The following is a 17,130-nucleotide window of genomic DNA, read 5'->3' as shown; positions in this document are numbered from 1 at the left end:
CTGATCGAGCCGTTGCCGCGCGCCCCGTTCCTGCTGCGCGGCAACGGCTCGATCAGGTCGCGCACCGCGCTGTAATCGGTATTGTAGCCCAGCAGGACGCCATCGTCGTTGACGATCGTGTTGACGCTGTCGATCGCCGCCGCCGAATCGCGCAGGCCATCAAGCATCGGGATCACCGCTTCCTTGAACGGCATCGACACCGCGCAGCCCCGGATGTCGAGCGCGCGGATGCCCGCGACCGCGCCGGCCAGATCGCGCGTGCTGAACGCCTTGTAGAGGTAATCCAGGCCGAGCGCGTCATACAGGTGATTGTGGAACCGCGACCCGAAGGTGCCGGGACGCGCGGCCAGCGACATGCACAGGCGGGTGGTGGGGCCGATCGGCGGCTTCATGGGCCAACTCCTTCAGATCAAAAGCGGCAGTGCGGGCTGTTCCACCTCTCCGTCGCGCAGGATGCCCGACAGGGTCAAGCCGAGCAGCCGGATGCCCCCCGGCATCGGCAGCAGCGGCGCCAGCAGCCCGCGCCCGAGGTCGAGCAGCGCCGCGCGGCTGTCGATCGTGCCGGTGACGGATCGCGCGCGGGTCAACGTCTGGAAATCCGCGCGCCGCACCTTCAGCGTCGCGGTCCGTCCGCGCACGTTGCCGCGCTCGATCCGCACCCACGCCGCGTCTGCGACCCCGGCCAGCGCGGCGTCGATCGCCGCCGGGTCGGTCAGGTTCGTGTCGAAGGTACGCTCCGCCCCCACCGACTTGGCGCGGCGTTCGGCGCGCACCGGGCGCTCGTCCACCCCGCGTGCCGCGCCGTAGAGATAGTCGGCATAGCTGCCGAAATGCGCGCGCAGGAATTCGATCGGCCGGTCGCGCAGATCGGCCCCGGTGTGGATGTCGAGCCGCGCCATCTTCTCGGCGGTGACGGGGCCGATGCCATGGAAGCGCTTGACCGGCAGGGCGGCGACGAACGCTGCGCCCTTGGCGGGCGGGATCACGCACAGGCCATCGGGCTTGTTCTGGTCCGACGCCAGCTTGGCGATGAACTTGTTGTAGCTGACCCCGGCGGAGGCGGTCAGCCCGGTATCGGCCTTGATCCGCGCGCGGATCTCCGCCGCGATCGCGCTGGCCGACCCCAGCGCACGGCGATCCTGCGTCACGTCCAGATACGCCTCGTCGAGCGACAGCGGCTCGATCGCGTCGGCATAATCGGCGAAGATCGCGTGGATCTGCCGGCTGACCGTCCGATAGACGTCGAAGCGGGGCGGGACGAACACCAGCGACGGGCAGCGCCGCAGCGCCACGACCGAGGGCATGGCGCTTCGCACCCCGAACTCGCGTGCCTCATAGCTGGCCGCCGCGACCACTCCGCGCGCTCGCGATCCGCCGACCGCGACCGGCCGCCCGCGCAGCTCCGGCGCATCGCGCTGTTCGACCGACGCATAGAAGGCGTCCATGTCGACATGGATGATCTTGCGGTGGTCCGACACTCGATCCCGTTGCAATGCCAAGGGGTTCCGTGACGTCCGGATACCCGAGCGGCGCACACGACGCCAGCGGCAATGAGAACGAAACGGGAATTTTTGCGGTCAGGCGGCGCGCAAGGTCGCGATGATGCGCCCGCATTCGGCCTGCAACGTCTCGGCGCGTTCGCGCACCTCTCCGCCGATCTTGCGGGTCAGCAGCGCGGCGTCGGTCGTGCCCGACAGCGACGCGGCGATGGCGTCCACCGCTTCGCCGATCGTCGTCGCCCCGATGTCGATCGCCTCGATCGCCCGCGCCATGTCGCGGCCGGCCTGCTCCTGATGTGCGACCATGTCGACGGTTTCGCGCGCCGATCGGTCGAGCGTCGTGATCGCGTCGTGCAGCGCCGCGACGCGCGCGACCGCGGAGGTGGTCGCGTCCTTGATGCCGTTGACCCGTACCGCAATGTCGCCGGTGGTATGCGCGGTCTGCGTCGCCAGGCTCCGAACCTCTTGCGCGACCACCGCGAACCCGCGCCCGGCCTCGCCCGCGCGCGCCGATTCGATCGTGGCGTTGAGGGCGAGCAGGTTGGTCTGGCCGGTCAGGGCGCTGATCCGTTGCGTGGCGGAATCGATTTCTGTCACGCTGCGTTCCAGCGTTTCGTTCGCGGCCCGCGCGGCGGCGGAATGCTGCGATGCGTCCAGAGCGAGCTGGGCGGCGCGGCGTGCCTCGTCTCCGATCCGGGTGGCGGTGCCCGCCATGTCGCCGATCGTCGTCAGCATTCCCAACATCGCACTGGTGCTGGCGCGGCACCGGTCGCGTGCGATCTCCGCCTCCTGCTGCTGCTGGTGGATGGTGCCCAGCGTGCGATCCGCGCTGCCGTCCAGCGCGCGCGCGGCGTCGAGCAGGCGCGCGACGAGGCTGCCCATTGATCCTTCGAGCTGGCGCGCGGTCGCATGGGCGGCGTCGCGCAGCTGCTGGCGGTGGCGCGCGTCGGTATCGGCGCGGTGGCGCGCCTGCTCAACGGCGGCGGCGCGCGCGTTTTCCGCATCCAGCCGGGCGCGATCGGCTTCGGCCAGCGCGGCGCGGACGTCGCGCATCGCCGCTTCGCGCGCCTCGGCGGCGCTGGCGGCGGCGGCCAGCGCGCTCTCCATCCGCGTGCCCGCCCGCAGCACGCGCAGCACCAGCGCGGCGGCGAGCAGGATGAACAATCCGATGCCCAGCAGAATCACCGGCTTCGTCTTCGACAGCGCGCGCGCGCCGGGACGGATCGGGTTCCAGGCCAGCACCCCGACCGGCCGGCGATGCGCGTCCAGGATCGCCACGCTATGCACGGGGTCGAAGACTTCGCCGGGGCGCGTCCAGTGGAGTCCCTGCAGATTGAAGGTCCTTGCCAGACTGGCGAGCTTGTCGGCGTCGAGCAGCAGCGCACCGACCAGCAGGCGTGGCGGGCCGGGCGGCGAGCGCTTGTCGCGGGAGGCGGGCGTGACCGGCATCGCCGCGATGACCGCCGGCTGCCCGCCCAGGCGGACGATCATCGCCTTGGCGTGGAGCATCCGCCGCGCCGCATCGACGGTGGCGGGCGCCTCGGACACCAGTTCGCGCGCGATCGCCGGGCTGGTCAGCTTCGCCAGCGATGGTAGCGGACGAAGATTCCCGTCGACCGCGAACAACGTGTCGCCGCGATGGTCGACGACCATCGTCGGCGACCCGCCGCCGACGAGATTGGTGCTCACCCAGCCGCGATCGAACGCGCCGTAGATGTGGTCGGTCGCGGCATCCCACCGCGAGGGCGCGAACACCGCCTCGGCGACGCTCTCCAGCTCGTGCTGGATCGTCCCGCGCGCCTTGTTGCGGACCAGTGCGGCGGAATCGTTGTCGAGCTGCTGGATCAGCGAGGCGACGATCAGCGACCCTGTCAGCAGTGCGATTACGACCAAGCCCACCAGCAGGCGGAGCATCGCGCGCGTTCCGCCGCCATCGATCGCCGGCAAGGCGCGAAGCAGGGTGCGGAGGCCGGCGAGGCGGGGGGAGCGAAACATGCGCCCACCGCTCTACGGGCGCTTGCTTGACGTCCGGTTAAGCTCTTGATCGCGTTGTCAGCGCAACAGCTCGTCGCGAACCCTGATCGCTCGACTGGACAGCCGCACCTCGATCATGAAGGCGATGAAGGCCGTGATGAGCAGCGACATGGAGGTGATGAAGCTGAACGCGACATAATGGCCGATATGGCTGCGGGTCAGCGCGCCCAGGAACAGCAGCGCGACGACGATGCAGGTCGCCACTGCGCTGGCCACCGCCAGGAACAAGGCGGCGTTGATGACGCTCATGCGTTTCGCCAGCCGTCGCAGCTCCCACACCAGTCGCTGGCGTTCGATCTCGTCGATCTGTCCGTGGCGTTCCTCCAGCACGCGAACGCGGTCGATAACGCGTGACAGCCGCCCGGTCAGGACGTTCAGCAACGCGCCGATGCCGGTCAGTACGAAGACGGGACTGAGCGACGCCTGGATCGCTTCGGCGATGGTCGGAAGGGCAGGTGAATAGGGCATGATGCGCCGTTGTGACGCGTCGCGCGGCGCAGAACAACCATTGCGGAAACGATCGACGACGGTGACAAATTGTTACAGGGGCGAACGGATCATTGCGGGGCGGCAAGGCGTAGATATCTCATCAGATGTCACCGGGCAGCATGGTCCGGGACACCGCAAGGAGAACAGCCATGATCGTATCGATCGTCGCCGGGCTGATGCTCGGTTCCCCCGTCGCCGCAGAGCCGCATCGCGTCCAGCTCGACCATCGCGGGCAGCGCGTCGATGTGACCTACCGAAGCGATGTCGACGTGACGCACAAGCAGGTCGGGGCCGTCGGTGCGCCGGGTCGTCCCAGTGCGTTGCGCTGCGCCTGGACCGCCTCGGTCAATGTCCATCGCGAGGCACGCCACGCCGCAGGCCATGTCGTCGCGCGCACGATCAGTTCGGAGGCACCGCTGACCGGCAGTCGACCGGGCTGGTGCGCGACCCAGGGCGACGCGATCGCGCAGGATGTCGCCGCGAAGAGCGGGCGGGTGCGCGATCATCTTTTGGCCGTCGCCGCGCGCGATCAGGACGCGCTGGTCGCCGAACTCGACGCCGCGCACGACACGTCGCGTAGCTGAGTGCGGATCGCCATCATCATCGCCGCCGCGCTCTCGGGCGTGGCGGCACTGCCCGCGGTGGCGCAGGTGCAGGCCGGCGTCGAACTGGCGACGGACGAGCGCCGCCGCGGCCTGAGCTGGAGCGACGGCAAGGCCGCGCCGTCCGCTTATGCGCGCATCGACCTGCCCGGCGGGTTCGACCTCGGCGCGCGCGCCCTCGCGACGCGCGGCGACCCCCGTCACGGCGGCGCGGACGGGGTGGTCGAACCGACGCTCGGCTATTCGTCCAACGTCGGGGGCTTCCGTCTCGACGGCTTCGCGACCGCGCATCTGTTCACCGGCGCACGCGGGCACATGGATTATGGCGAACTCGGCGCGGGGCTGAGCTACTCGCTCGGCCCGGCGGAGGCCGGGGTCGAGGCGCGCTACGCCCCCTCGCAATCGGCGATCGGCGGCGACAACCTGTATCTGGGCGTGCGTGGTCGCGTCGGCATCCCCGCGACACCGTGGACGGTGACGGCCAGCGCCGGCCGCTCATCGGGCAGTGTCGACGATGCCGTCCGCGCGGCGCGGCTGCGCCCCGGCGGCACCTATCACGACTGGTCGCTGGGTGTGCAGCACATCACGGGACCGCTGACGATCGGGCTCGAATATACCGGCACCGATATCGCGAACCGTCCCGATCCGTCGCCGTTCGCGGTGCGGAACCATGCCGGCGACCGGCTGGCCGCGCGCATCTCGCTCGGGATCTGACGCCTTATCCCAGCCGCAGCGCGACGTCGTTCATGAACCGTACGTCGTCGCCTGCCGCCAGCCACTCCGCCTCCGCCGCCAGCGCGCCGAGCAGGTCACTGAGCGGTTCGATCTCGCTCTTGGCGTAATTGCCCAGCACATGGCCGGTCACACGATCCTTGTGGCCCGGATGACCGATCCCGATCCGCACCCGGCGGAAGTCCGGTCCCAGATGCTGGTCGATCGAGCGCAGCCCGTTATGCCCGGCCGTCCCGCCGCCCTGCTTCACCTTGACCTTCATCGGGGCCAGGTCGAGTTCGTCGTGAAACACGGTCAGTGCCTCGACGCCCAGCTTGTAGAAGCGCAACGCCTCGCCGACCGAGCGGCCGCTCTCGTTCATGAACGTCGCGGGCTTCAGCAGCAGCACCTTCTCGCGCCCGATCCGCCCTTCCTGCAGCCAGCCCTGGAATTTCTTGGCGGTCGCGCCGAAGCCGTGGACGGCGGCGATCGCGTCCAGCGCCATGAAGCCGACATTGTGGCGGTGCATCGCATATTGCGCGCCCGGATTGCCGAGCCCCACCCATAGCTGCATCGCGTCCGTTCCTCATAAGCGAAGGGGCAGGGGAGCGTCGCCGCTGCCCTGCCCCCGAACATCCGGTACCCCGCGCTCCCGCGCGGAGCGGCGATCACTCGCCCTGCGTTTCCGCGTCCGTGGCCTCGCCCGCTTCCTCGTCCAGCACCGCGGTCGGCGCGGTGATCGAGGCGATGGTCAGGTCCGCATCGTCGGTCGTGACGGTCGCGCCCTTGGGCAGCTTGACGTCCGACAGGTGGATCACGTCGCCGATCTCCTTGCCCTCGACCGACACCTGCACCTCGGTGGGGATGTCGGCGGCGTCGACGGTCAGCTCCAGCTCGTGCGCGGCCAGCGTCAGCACGCCGCCCTTCTTGATGCCCGGCGACAGCTCTTCGCCGACGACCACGACCGGCACCGCGACCGTCACGGCCTCATGCTCGGCGATCCGCAGGAAATCGACGTGCGTCGGGCGGTCGGTGACCGGGTGGAACGCGACGTCCTTGGCCAGCGTGCGCTGCCCGTCGACCATGATGACCGAGGTCATGAAGTGGCCGGTCATCAGCGCCTTGACGAGCGCCTTCTCCTCGAGATGGATCGAGGTCGGTTCCTTGTTCTGGCCGTAGATCACGGCGGGGACGCGGCCGTCACGACGCAGTGCACGGGAGGCTCCCTTGCCAACCCGGTCGCGCGTCTCGGCTGCGAGCGTAATGGTGTCGCTCATCTCAAATGCTCCGAAAACGATGTTATGTTTTCCCGGCCACGCCTCCAGGGATGACCATGACCGGAAGCCGGCGCGCTTAGCGGGATGGCGCCGGAAAAGCAAGGCGCCGGTCGCTCGCGTCGCGCCTGCGCCATGTCCGTCTCCCCTGCGAAGGTGCGGGTCTATCGCTGTCGATTGTCGGCATGACGCCGACACATGGCCGATCCGGCATGTGTCAGTGTCGGTCGATGAGGCAGCAGCCATGGACCCCTGCCTACGCAGGGGTGACGGAAATATCTCAATATTTCACCCGCACCGCCTTCAGCCGATACGCCCCCAGCTGGTCCTGCACGCTGCCGGTGCCCGCCAGATGCCCGGCGCCGACCGCGATGAACACCGTGCCCGGCCGCTTCATCCGTTCCGCGATCCACGCCGCCCAGCGCTTGTTGCGATCGGTGAGCAGCGCCTTCGTCACCTCGGGCGAATCCTTCAGCGAGTCGTTCATCTCCTTCGCCACGCCCTCCGGCTTGCCCGCCGCCCAGGCATCGACCAGCGCGCGGAAGGTCGCATCGACCTTGGGCAGTTCGTCGATCGTGCTTTCCAGCAGTTGCACCTGCGCGGGCTGCGGCAGCGTGTCGAAGATATGGAGCTGCCCCTCGAACGTCTCCAGCCCGACGATCTTCTTGCCGCTCTTCTTCGCCGCGGCGGTCAGCACCTTCTCCGGCCCGTTCGCCGGATCGTAGCCCAGCTTCTGTACGGGCAGCAGCGACAGCGTGACCGCCGCGAACCACGGGCGCATCAGATTGTACGCTTCGGCCGGGACATGTCCCTCGTCCATCGCCCTTGCAAAGGCGGCGCGGTAATTGGGGGACAATTGCGCGGTCAGCGGCGTGCCACCCGGGTTGAACGCGGTCGCGGCGACGACCTTCTGCTGCGTGGCGGCGTCCGGCTCGACCATCTCCAGCACCAGTGTCTGCGACCGGTCGAACGCGGTCTTCACCGCCTCGTCGAACCAGCTCAGCCCGGGCTTCAGGACGTGGATCGTCCCGAACAGATAGATGGTCGTGTCGCGGTCCTTGACCACCCACAAGGCCGGGTCGGCATCGCCCTTCGCGGACGCGGGGGCCTGCTGCGCACAGGCGGGAAGGGCGAGCAGCAGCGCGAGCGCGGTGGCGGCGATCTTCATGTCGCCCCCCATAGAAGCCGCGCGCGGCGCGGGGAAGGGGTGGGGCGGCTCGCTTGATTCCGCCCCATCGTTACGCCAGAGGACGCGCGTGACCGACATCAGCGCTCCCCGCCCGCTCAGCTTCCAGGCGATGATCCTGCGCCTCCACCAATATTGGTCGGAGCGCGGCTGTGCGATCCTTCAGCCGTACGACATGGAAATGGGGGCGGGCACGTTCCACCCCGCCACCACGCTCCGCGCGCTCGGCCCGGATACGTGGAACGCGGCCTATGTGCAGCCGTGCCGCCGCCCGACCGATGGCCGCTATGGCGAGAACCCCAACCGGCTCCAGCATTATTACCAGTATCAGGTGATCCTGAAGCCCAGCCCGCCCGACCTGCAGGAACTGTATCTCGGCAGCCTGGCGGCGATCGGCGTCGACATGGGCCTCCACGACATCCGCTTCGTCGAGGACGATTGGGAAAGCCCGACGCTCGGCGCCTGGGGGCTGGGCTGGGAGGTCTGGTGCGACGGGATGGAGGTGACGCAATTCACCTACTTCCAGCAGATGGGCGGCTTCGACATGAAGCCGGTCGCGGGCGAGCTGACCTACGGCCTCGAACGCCTCGCGATGTATATCCAGAACGTCGACAACGTGTACGACCTCGCATTCAACGATGCGGGCGTGTCGTACGGCGACGTATTCCTCGAAAACGAGCGGCAGATGTCGACGTGGAACTTCGAGGTCGCCGACACCGACGCGCTGTTCGACCTGTTCAGGAAGGCGACCGCCGAATGCGAGCGCAGCCTCGCCAAGAAGCTGCCGATCCCCGCCTATGAACAGGCGATCAAGGCCAGCCACACCTTCAACCTGTTGCAGGCGCGCGGCGTGATCTCGGTCGCGGAGCGGCAGGCCTACATGGGCCGCGTCCGCGACCTCGCGAAGGCGTCGTGCGAGGCGTATATGGAAAAGAACGGGTGGGCGGCGTGATCGGCACGCAACCCCGCGACGCCGCGAAGAGGTGGTTCGCGCAGAGCACGCGAAGAACGCGGAGATGGATCGTGCGCGATAGCGCACCTTCTCTCATCCATGCCGAGGAATGGAGAGCCGCTAGCGCGGCGGAGCGCAACACCTCTGCGTCCTCAGCGTGCTCCGCGCGAACCCACCTTCTTATTCTTCTTCGCGTCTTCGCGCCTTCGCGTGACCCCCATCAGGCAGCAGCATGACCGACTTCCTTCTCGAACTCCGCTCCGAGGAAATCCCCGCGCGGATGCAGGCCAGGGCGCGCGAGGATCTCGCCCGCCTGTTCGCCGCCGAACTGACCAAGGCGGGCCTCGCCGCCGGGGCCGCCGTCACCTACGCGACCCCGCGCCGCCTGACGCTGATCCTGCGCGACCTGCCGGACGCGACCGAGGCGGTAGCTGAGGAAGTCAAAGGCCCGCGCGCCTCCGCCCCGCCGCAGGCGCTGGAGGGGTTCCTCCGCAAGACCGGCCTGACTCGCGAGCAACTGACCGAGCGTGACGGCGTGCTCTACGCCGTCACCGAAAAGCCCGGCCGCGCCACCGCCGACGTGCTGGCGGAGGCGATCCCCGCCGTCATCCGCGCCTTCCCCTGGCCGAAGTCGATGCGCTGGGGCGCCGCCTCGCTCTCGACCGAAAGCCTGCGCTGGGTTCGCCCGCTGCAAGGCGTCGTCGCGCTGTTCGGCGAGCAGGTCGTGCCCGTCTCGATCGCCGGGATCGACAGCGGTGCCGCGACGCTCGGCCACCGCTTCCACCATCCGGGCGCGGTCACGATCGGCTCGGCGGCGGATTACGTTGAGAAGCTGCGCGCCTGCCACGTCATCGTCGATCAGGACGAACGCGCCGCGATCATCCGCGACCGCGCGACCGCACTCGCCGCCGAGGCCGGGCTGGAACTGGTCGAGGACGAAGGGCTCGTCGCCGAAAATGCCGGGCTGACCGAATGGCCGGTGCCGCTGCTCGGCCGATTCGATGCCGACTTCCTGTCGGTCCCGCCCGAGGTCATCCAGCTGACCGCGCGGGTGAACCAGAAATATTTCGTCTGCCGCGACGCGGGCGGAAAGCTCGCCAACGCGTTCATTTGTACCGCTAACATCATCGCGCACGACGGCGGCGCGAAGATCGTCGAGGGCAACCGCAAGGTCCTCGCCGCCCGCCTCAGCGACGCGCGCTTCTTCTACGACACCGACCTGAAGGTGCCGCTGGAGGAACAGGCGAAGAAACTCGACCGCATCGTCTTCCACGAAAAGCTCGGCACCGTCGCCGATAAGGTCGAACGCGTCGCCAGCTTGGCAATGTGGTTGGTCGATGCAGGCGTGGTCGGCACACCTGACCTAGCCGACAAGGCCTACCGCGCCGCAAAGTTGGCGAAGGCCGACCTCGTCACCGGCATGGTCGGCGAGTTCCCTGAATTGCAGGGCCTGATGGGCGGCTACTACGCCGCCGCGCAGGGCGAGGACGAAGCCGTCACGAACGCGATCCGCGATCACTATAAGCCAGTCGGGCAGGGTGATGACGTGCCAACTGCGCCGGTGACAGTGGCGGTGTCCTTGGCGGATAAGTTGGAGACGCTTGGCTCGTTCTTCTTTGTTGGCATGCCACCTACTGGGTCGAAAGATCCCTATGCTCTTAGGCGCGCTGCCCTTGGTGTTATTGAGCTTATACAAGTTAACGGTCTTCGAGTGTGTCTAACCCAGCCGCTTGCCAAAAGCATTAGCTCTGTCGCGGGCGTTGTGGTAGGAAATGACCTGGGCGACGCCATTAACGCGCTTGTTGCTGCTCGCGCAAATGCCGGCGAGCCGATGTCACGCGGTGAGATCAATGCCCTTGCGGCCAAAATGATCGAGAAGGCAACAGTCGGTGAAGATGCCGAACTTGTTGAGCGACTTGGGTCTATGGCTAATGAGAGGCTGATCAACTTCTTTGCCGACCGCCTCAAGGTCCAGCAACGCGAAGCAGGCGTCCGCCACGATCTGATCGACGCGGTATTCGCGCTCGGCGGCGAGGACGACCTCGTCCGCCTGCTCGCCCGCGTCCGCGCGCTCCAGTCGTTTGTCACCACCGACGACGGTGCGAACCTGCTCGCCGGCTACAAGCGTGCCGCCAACATCCTGAAGAAGGAAGGCATCACCGTCGCCCCTGCGCAGGCAGGGGCCCATGTCTCTGGCGATCAGGCGGCATCGCCCGAGGAAGCAGACAGCGGTTCCCGCCTGCGCGGGAACGACGGCGGGCTGTCCTACACGCCCGAAAAGGACGAAGCTGCCCTCATCGCCGCACTCGATGCCGCCGAGCCTGCCGCCGCCGACGCGGTCGCGCGCGAGGACTTCGAGGGCGCGATGGCCGCGCTCGCGACGCTCCGCGCGCCGATCGACGCGTTCTTTGATAGCGTTACCGTCAATGATAACGATCCGCAGAAGCGAGAAGCGCGGTTGAACCTGCTGGCGCGCGTTCGCGCCGCGGTGCACAATGTCGCCGACTTCTCGAGAATCGAGGGCTGATACCCCCTCGGCGTCTCAACATTCGCAACATTCGCGCCGGCCGCCGACGCGTAATCAAGGACTTGTCACGATGACCCAGCGTTACGTCTATCGCTTCGGTGGCGGCGTCTCCGACGGGGGCAAGGGCGACAAGAACCTGCTCGGCGGCAAGGGCGCGAACCTGGCCGAGATGGCCTCGATCGACCTGCCGGTGCCGCCGGGCTTCACGATCTCGACCGAGATGTGCACCCGCTATTACGAGGAAGGCGAACGCTTCCCGGACTCGCTCAAGGCCGAGGTTGCCGAGGGCATCGCGCATATCGAGCAGGTGACGGGCAAGCGTTTCGGCGACGCCGCCGACCCGCTGCTGGTGTCGGTCCGCTCCGGCGCGCGCGTCTCGATGCCGGGGATGATGGACACCGTCCTCAACCTCGGTCTCAACGACCGCACGGTCGAGGGGCTGGCGGCGGCCAGCGGCAACGAACGCTTCGCCTGGGACAGCTATCGCCGCTTCATCCAGATGTATTCGGACGTCGTGCTCGAACTCGATCACGGCGCGTTCGAGGAAGCGCTGGAGATCGCCAAGGAAGATCGCGGCTACACGCTCGACACCGAACTCTCGGCCGCCGACTGGCGCGAGCTGGTCGCCGAATACAAGGGGCTGGTCGAGAAGGAATGGGGCAAGCCCTTCCCGCAGGACGTGCATGACCAGCTCTGGGGCGCGGTCGGCGCGGTGTTCGGGTCGTGGCAGTCGGAGCGCGCGAAGGTCTATCGCCGCCTGAACCACATCCCCGGTGACTGGGGGACGGCGGTCAACGTGCAGGCGATGGTGTTCGGCAACATGGGCGACACCAGCGCCACCGGCGTCGCCTTCACCCGCGATCCGTCGAAGGGCGACCGCGCCTATTACGGCGAATTCCTCATCAACGCGCAGGGCGAGGATGTCGTCGCGGGCATCCGCACCCCGCAATATCTGACGAAGGCCGCGCGCGAGGAAGCGGGCGCGAAACCGCTGTCGATGGAAGAGGCGCTTCCGCAAGTCTATACCGAGCTGGCCGCCGTCTTCGACAAGCTCGAAACCCATTACCGCGACATGCAGGACATCGAGTTCACCGTCGAGCGCGGCAAGCTGTGGATGCTCCAGACCCGCTCGGGCAAGCGCACCGCGAAGGCGGCGCTGAAGATCGCGGTCGAGATGGCGAGCGAAGGCCTCATCACCCGCGAGGAAGCGATCACGCGCGTCGAGCCGCAGGCGCTCGACCAGTTGCTCCACCCGACGCTCGATCCGAATGCGGCGCGCGACGTGCTGACCAAGGGGCTGCCCGCCTCGCCGGGCGCGGCCAGCGGCCTCGTCGTGTTCGATGCCGACACCGCCGAGCGGATGGCGGCGGACGGCAAGGCGGTGATCCTGGTCCGCACCGAAACCAGCCCCGAGGACATCCACGGGATGCACGCGGCGAAGGGCATCCTGACCGCGCGCGGCGGGATGACCAGCCACGCGGCGGTGGTCGCGCGCGGCATGGGGCGGCCGTGCGTCTCGGGCGCGGGCTCGCTGTCGATCTCGGCAAAGGACAAGGTGCTGCGCGTCGGCGCGCGTGAGGTGCGCGAGGGCGACATGCTTACGATCGATGGCGCGACCGGCGAGGTGATGGTCGGCGAAGTCGCGACGATCCAGCCCGAGCTGGCGGGCGACTTCGGCACGCTGATGGAATGGGCCGACGAGGTTCGCCGCCTGAAGGTGCGCGCCAACGCCGAAACGCCGCTCGATTGCCGCACCGCGCGCGATTTCGGCGCGGAGGGTGTCGGCCTGTGCCGCACCGAGCATATGTTCTTCGACGCCGCGCGTATCACCGCCGTGCGCCAGATGATCCTCGCCGAGGACGAGGCGGGCCGCCGCGCCGCGCTGGAGAAGCTGCTGCCGGAACAGCGCGCCGATTTCACCGCGATCTTCGAGGTAATGGCCGGGCTGCCGGTGACGGTGCGCCTGCTCGACCCGCCGCTCCACGAATTCCTGCCGCACGAGGAGAACGAATTCGCCGAGGTCGCGACCGCGACCGGCCTGCCGATCGACCAGCTCAAGCGTCGTGCGGCGGAATTGCATGAGTTCAACCCGATGCTCGGCCATCGCGGTTGCCGTCTCGGCGTGACCTACCCGGAAATCTACGAAACGCAGGCGCGCGCGATCTTCGAGGCGGCGATCGACGTCGCCGAAAAGTCCGGCGAGGCCCCGATCCCGGAGGTGATGATCCCGCTGGTCGGCACCAAGCGCGAGCTGGAGCTGATGAAGACGGTGGTCGATACCGCCGCGAGGGAAGTCTTTGCCGAGCGTGGGCGCACCATCGAATACCTCGTCGGCACGATGATCGAGCTGCCGCGCGCGGCGCTGCGCGCGGGCGAGATCGCCGAGGCGGGCGAGTTCTTCTCGTTCGGCACCAACGACCTGACGCAGACGACACTGGGTGTCAGCCGCGACGACGCCAGCCGCTTCCTGGGCGCTTATGTCGAAAAGGGCATTTACGCCCGCGACCCGTTCGTCAGCCTGGATGTCGAGGGTGTCGGCGAATTGGTCGAACTCGCCGCCGAACGCGGTCGCCAGACCCGCCCGAACATCAAGCTGGGTATCTGCGGCGAACATGGCGGCGATCCGGCGTCGATCGCCTTCTGCGAACAGGTCGGACTCGATTACGTCTCCGCCTCGCCCTATCGCGTGCCGATCGCCCGACTGGCGGCGGCACAGGCGGCGTTGAAGGCGCGCGCGTGATCCGTTTCGTCGCCGGCGTGATGCTGGCCGGCGCGGCGCTGCCCGCGCAGGCGGCGGTGACGATCGGAACGCAGATTGTCGACGCACGATTGCAGGGCGTGATCGCCGGCCAGGCGCTCGACCGGAGCGGCAGCGATGCCGGGAACATGACGGGAAGGGTGAGCGCGGACGTCCGGTCGAATCAGGCGGCATCGCCGTCCAACGGCGGCGTCGCCATGCAAGGCATCGCGTCGGTGGTCGCGACCCTTGCGGACGCCGCGCACTGTCGCGTCACCTTCCGCCGGACGCTGGCGATAACCGCGCCGGGATCGGACGACAGCCTGCTGACGGGGAGCAGCACCTATCGCTACTTCTTCACCGTCGATACCGCGACGGCCTTCGACCTGAATTGGGGCGTGTCAGGCTATGGCGCCTCGGCAGACGGGTTGGTGCCCGCGCAGACGGTGTCGCTGACAGAACGCGATACCGGCGTGTCGCTGCTGCGGCTCGACGGCCTGGGGGACGGCGCTGACGGAACGACGCAGGTTACGCTAGCGGCAGGCCGTTATACATTGTCCGTAGAAGATGCGCACGCACCGGTGTCGCGACCCGGAAGCGGCAGTGGCCTGTCGAGCGCCTACAGCTTTGCGATGCGTGCCGTTCCCGAACCGTCGAGCTGGGCGCTGATGCTGGTCGGTTTCGGCACCGTCGGTGTGGGTCTGCGCCGCGCGCGGCGGCGCGTGACCCTGGCGGTCAGATAAAGCTTTCGCGGTCGCGCGGCGGATGCGCCGGAGCGGCCGCGCTGCGGGCCGCGATACGATCGTCGCGATCCGCCAGCGGCCGATCGTCCCGTACGACGCGTTCCTCCGTCACAGCCGGCACCTGACGTAGCGTCTCGTTCTCGCGCTCCAGCTCGGCGGTGCGCCGGGTTGCGGTGTCATGCTCGCGTTCCAGTTCGGTCACGCGCTTCGATGTGGCGGCATGGGCGTCGCGCTCGGCGGCATAGCGCGCTTTCCACTTCTTGCCACCGGGGTGGCTGGCGAGCCCGAACAGCCAGCCCGCGACCAGCGCGATCGCCAGCGCGATATATTGCGTGGGTGTCGTGAACAGCATGGCGATCCTCCCGTCGTGTCGATGCTGCAACGACGGGAGGCGCGCGCTGTTCCTAAGGCTTGGCGTTGATGAACGAGTCGTTGAGCGAACAGGCCGCCGGTCCCAGGATGACGACGAACAAGGTCGGCAGGATGAACAGGATCAACGGCACGGTCATGATCGCCGGCAACCGGGCGGCCTTCTCCTCGGCGCGCATCATTCGTTCGTTGCGGAACTCGGCCGACAGTACGCGCAACGCGCTGGCCAGCGGCGTGCCGTATTTCTCGGTCTGGATCATGGTGGTGACGACGCCGCGCACCGCGTCGAGATCGACGCGCATCGCCAGATTGTCGAACGCCTGCCGCCTGTCGGTCAGAAATCCGAGCTCGATCGCGGTGAGCGCGAATTCCTCACCCAGTTCGGGATAGGCGCGGCCCAGCTCGCGCGAGACGCGGTGGAAGGCGGCATCAACGGTCAGCCCCGCCTCCGCGCAGATCACGAGCAGGTCGAGCGCGTCGGGCAGACCCTTGCGGATCGCATCGCTGCGCTTCGTGATCTTGTTCTTCAGGAAGATGTCCGGCGCCTTGTACGACAGGACCAGCGTGCCGGCCACCAGCGCGTACCGCCTGGCGGCACCCCAGTCGGGGAACGCATCGAGCAGATAGACCCAGACGATCATCCCGCCGCCGAACACGATCGGGAAGGCCAGCCGGCCGAAGATCACCGCGACCGCCCATTCCTTGTTGCGGATGCCGGCCTGGATCAGCTTGCGCTGCGCCTCCTTTATCTGTTCGTCCTGCAACACGCGCAGCGACGACAGCAGGCTGCGCAGACGGTCCGCGGCGGCGCTCTTGTGGACCAGGCGGGTACGGCGCTTGGCGGTCGACGCGGTGATGCCCGCCTTGAGCTGTTCGCGGCGGTCGTTGAGCGCCCGGACGCGCCGCGTCATGGGATCGCGCAGCCCGCGCGTGGCGTACAGCGCGACGATGATCGTGGCGGCCAACGCCGGGAACAGCGTCGCCATGTTCAGCAATTCGGTTGCGGAAAGTGTGCCCATGTCAGATCTCGAAGTTCACCATCCTGGACATGATGAACGCGCCCAGACTCATCCAGATGAGCCCGCCGCCGCCCGCGATCATCAGGCGCGGGTCGATGAAGAAGCTCTGCATATACGGCGGATTGATCGCATAGATCAGTCCGAAGACCACGAACGGCAGCGATCCGACGATATAGGCCGATGCCTTGGATTCGGACGACATCGCCTTGATCTTCAGCTTCATCTGCCCGCGCTGGCGTAGCACCGTGGCGAGGTTCTGGAGCGTCTCCGCCAGATTGCCGCCGGTCTCGCGCTGGATCGAGATCGTGATGACGAAGAACTGGAACTCGGGCGTGCCCAGCCGGTCGGCGGTTTCCTGGAGCGCGACGTCCATCGATCGACCGATCCGCATCCGGTCCGCGACCGCACGGAATTCCTCGCCGACCGGTCCCGGCACCTCTGCACCCACGACCTGCATCGTCTCGGAGATCGGCAGGCCGGAGCGCAGTCCGCGCACCAGCAATTCGATCGCATCGGGGAATTTCGCGGTGAACGCCGCCAGGCGACGCTGGATGAGTTTGCCCACCACGATGTGCGGCAGCAGCAACCCTACCAGCGGCCCGATGATTACGGCGAACAGGCCCAGTCCCTTGAGCAGCAGCAACAGGAACGTGACCGCCGCGACTCCGGCCGCCACCATGCCGTACTGGCCGACCGTCCAGTTCCGCCCGGTTGCCGCCAGCCGCTTCTTCAACTCCGCCTCATTGGGCAGCAACCGCATCACGGCGAGGTCGGCCCTGGTTGCGCTTCGTCCGGTAATGCGGCGCATCTGCGCTTCCACGGTGTTCGTCACGACCGCGGTGTGCCGGACGCGCAACGCCGCCAGCCGGCGGTCGGTCGCCTTCTGCGTCGATGGACCCGCAAAGGCCATCACCAGGAGCCCCAGCGTCATGGCCGCCGGCAGAAGCAACAGGATCAGCGGTGACATGGCGGCTCCGCAACAGGCTGG

15 protein-coding genes and 1 pseudogene are annotated in these 17,130 nt (G+C 67.9%); 6 read left to right on the top strand and 10 right to left on the bottom strand.

Translation table 11 applies throughout. The features are described 5' to 3' along the window. The 4 genes and pseudogenes from NS334_RS08350 to NS334_RS08335 all read right to left on the bottom strand — a co-directional run. Positions 1-392, bottom strand: a pseudogene (locus NS334_RS08350) (shikimate 5-dehydrogenase); the annotation flags it as partial. Positions 393-404: 12 nt separating this feature from the next. Beyond that, the gene (dinB, locus tag NS334_RS08345) at positions 405-1,493 is read right to left on the bottom strand and encodes a DNA polymerase IV (protein ID WP_275044679.1); all 1,089 of its coding nucleotides are present in this window, start codon (positions 1,491-1,493) and stop codon (positions 405-407) included. Between the two features lie 84 nt (positions 1,494-1,577). Continuing rightward, positions 1,578-3,494, bottom strand: coding sequence for a methyl-accepting chemotaxis protein (locus NS334_RS08340; protein ID WP_083500339.1), 1,917 nt, complete (start codon positions 3,492-3,494; stop codon positions 1,578-1,580). 57 nt (positions 3,495-3,551) lie between these two features. Further along, positions 3,552-4,001 (bottom strand): DUF2721 domain-containing protein, encoded by a 450-nt coding sequence (locus tag NS334_RS08335; protein ID WP_058755510.1) that lies wholly within the window; start codon positions 3,999-4,001, stop codon positions 3,552-3,554. A gap of 170 nt (positions 4,002-4,171) precedes the next feature. Between NS334_RS08335 and NS334_RS08330 the strand changes: the two genes are divergently transcribed. Both NS334_RS08330 and NS334_RS08325 read left to right on the top strand, forming a co-directional pair. Beyond that, complete coding sequence (locus tag NS334_RS08330; RefSeq protein ID WP_058755509.1) at positions 4,172-4,606, top strand: hypothetical protein; 435 nt, start codon at positions 4,172-4,174, stop codon at positions 4,604-4,606. Next, complete coding sequence (locus tag NS334_RS08325; protein ID WP_058755508.1) at positions 4,607-5,338, top strand: TorF family putative porin; 732 nt, start codon at positions 4,607-4,609, stop codon at positions 5,336-5,338. Between the two features lie 4 nt (positions 5,339-5,342). Here the strand turns inward: NS334_RS08325 and pth are convergent, their stop codons facing one another. The 3 genes from pth to NS334_RS08310 all read right to left on the bottom strand — a co-directional run bounded on the left by pth (position 5,343) and on the right by NS334_RS08310 (position 7,777). Next, on the bottom strand, positions 5,343-5,909 hold the full coding sequence (pth, locus tag NS334_RS08320; RefSeq protein WP_058755507.1) for an aminoacyl-tRNA hydrolase: 567 nt from the start codon (positions 5,907-5,909) through the stop codon (positions 5,343-5,345). Between the two features lie 94 nt (positions 5,910-6,003). After that, positions 6,004-6,612 (bottom strand): 50S ribosomal protein L25/general stress protein Ctc, encoded by a 609-nt coding sequence (locus NS334_RS08315; protein ID WP_058755506.1) that lies wholly within the window; start codon positions 6,610-6,612, stop codon positions 6,004-6,006. A gap of 277 nt (positions 6,613-6,889) precedes the next feature. Beyond that, entirely contained in the window at positions 6,890-7,777 is an 888-nt protein-coding gene (locus NS334_RS08310; RefSeq protein ID WP_241491865.1) for a TraB/GumN family protein, read from the bottom strand. A 130-nt stretch (positions 7,778-7,907) separates the two neighbouring features. Between NS334_RS08310 and NS334_RS08305 the strand changes: the two genes are divergently transcribed. The 4 genes from NS334_RS08305 (at position 7,908) to NS334_RS08290 (ending at position 14,754) form a co-directional block, all read left to right on the top strand. Next, on the top strand, positions 7,908-8,747 hold the full coding sequence (locus NS334_RS08305) for a glycine--tRNA ligase subunit alpha (RefSeq protein WP_058755514.1): 840 nt from the start codon (positions 7,908-7,910) through the stop codon (positions 8,745-8,747). Positions 8,748-8,979: 232 nt separating this feature from the next. Continuing rightward, positions 8,980-11,274 (top strand): glycine--tRNA ligase subunit beta, encoded by a 2,295-nt coding sequence (glyS, locus tag NS334_RS08300; RefSeq protein ID WP_058755504.1) that lies wholly within the window; start codon positions 8,980-8,982, stop codon positions 11,272-11,274. A 70-nt stretch (positions 11,275-11,344) separates the two neighbouring features. Beyond that, positions 11,345-14,014 (top strand): pyruvate, phosphate dikinase, encoded by a 2,670-nt coding sequence (gene ppdK / locus NS334_RS08295; protein WP_058755503.1) that lies wholly within the window; start codon positions 11,345-11,347, stop codon positions 14,012-14,014. Beyond that, on the top strand, positions 14,011-14,754 hold the full coding sequence (locus tag NS334_RS08290; protein ID WP_058755502.1) for a PEPxxWA-CTERM sorting domain-containing protein: 744 nt from the start codon (positions 14,011-14,013) through the stop codon (positions 14,752-14,754). The genes ppdK and NS334_RS08290 overlap by 4 nt, the downstream gene beginning before the upstream one ends. On the opposite strand, the gene NS334_RS08285 is transcribed toward NS334_RS08290, so the two are convergent. Genes NS334_RS08285 through NS334_RS08275 form a run of 3 tightly spaced genes read right to left on the bottom strand, consistent with a single transcriptional unit; the run spans position 14,747 to position 17,109 of the window. Next, a complete protein-coding gene (locus NS334_RS08285) occupies positions 14,747-15,106 on the bottom strand; it encodes a hypothetical protein (protein WP_058755501.1) in 360 nt (119 codons plus the stop codon). The genes NS334_RS08290 and NS334_RS08285 overlap by 8 nt on opposite strands. 52 nt (positions 15,107-15,158) lie before the next feature. Then, a complete protein-coding gene (locus NS334_RS08280) occupies positions 15,159-16,142 on the bottom strand; it encodes a type II secretion system F family protein (RefSeq protein ID WP_058755500.1) in 984 nt (327 codons plus the stop codon). A gap of 1 nt (position 16,143) precedes the next feature. Further along, entirely contained in the window at positions 16,144-17,109 is a 966-nt protein-coding gene (locus tag NS334_RS08275) for a type II secretion system F family protein (RefSeq protein WP_058755499.1), read from the bottom strand. Positions 17,110-17,130: the final 21 nt, after the last annotated feature.

Origin of the sequence: Sphingomonas endophytica, assembly GCF_001476895.1 — a bacterium.
Taxonomy (GTDB): Bacteria; Pseudomonadota; Alphaproteobacteria; order Sphingomonadales; family Sphingomonadaceae; genus Sphingomonas; species Sphingomonas endophytica_A.
Note: the sequence above shows the minus strand (reverse complement) of the source record. Positions and strands in the feature narration are given on the sequence as shown.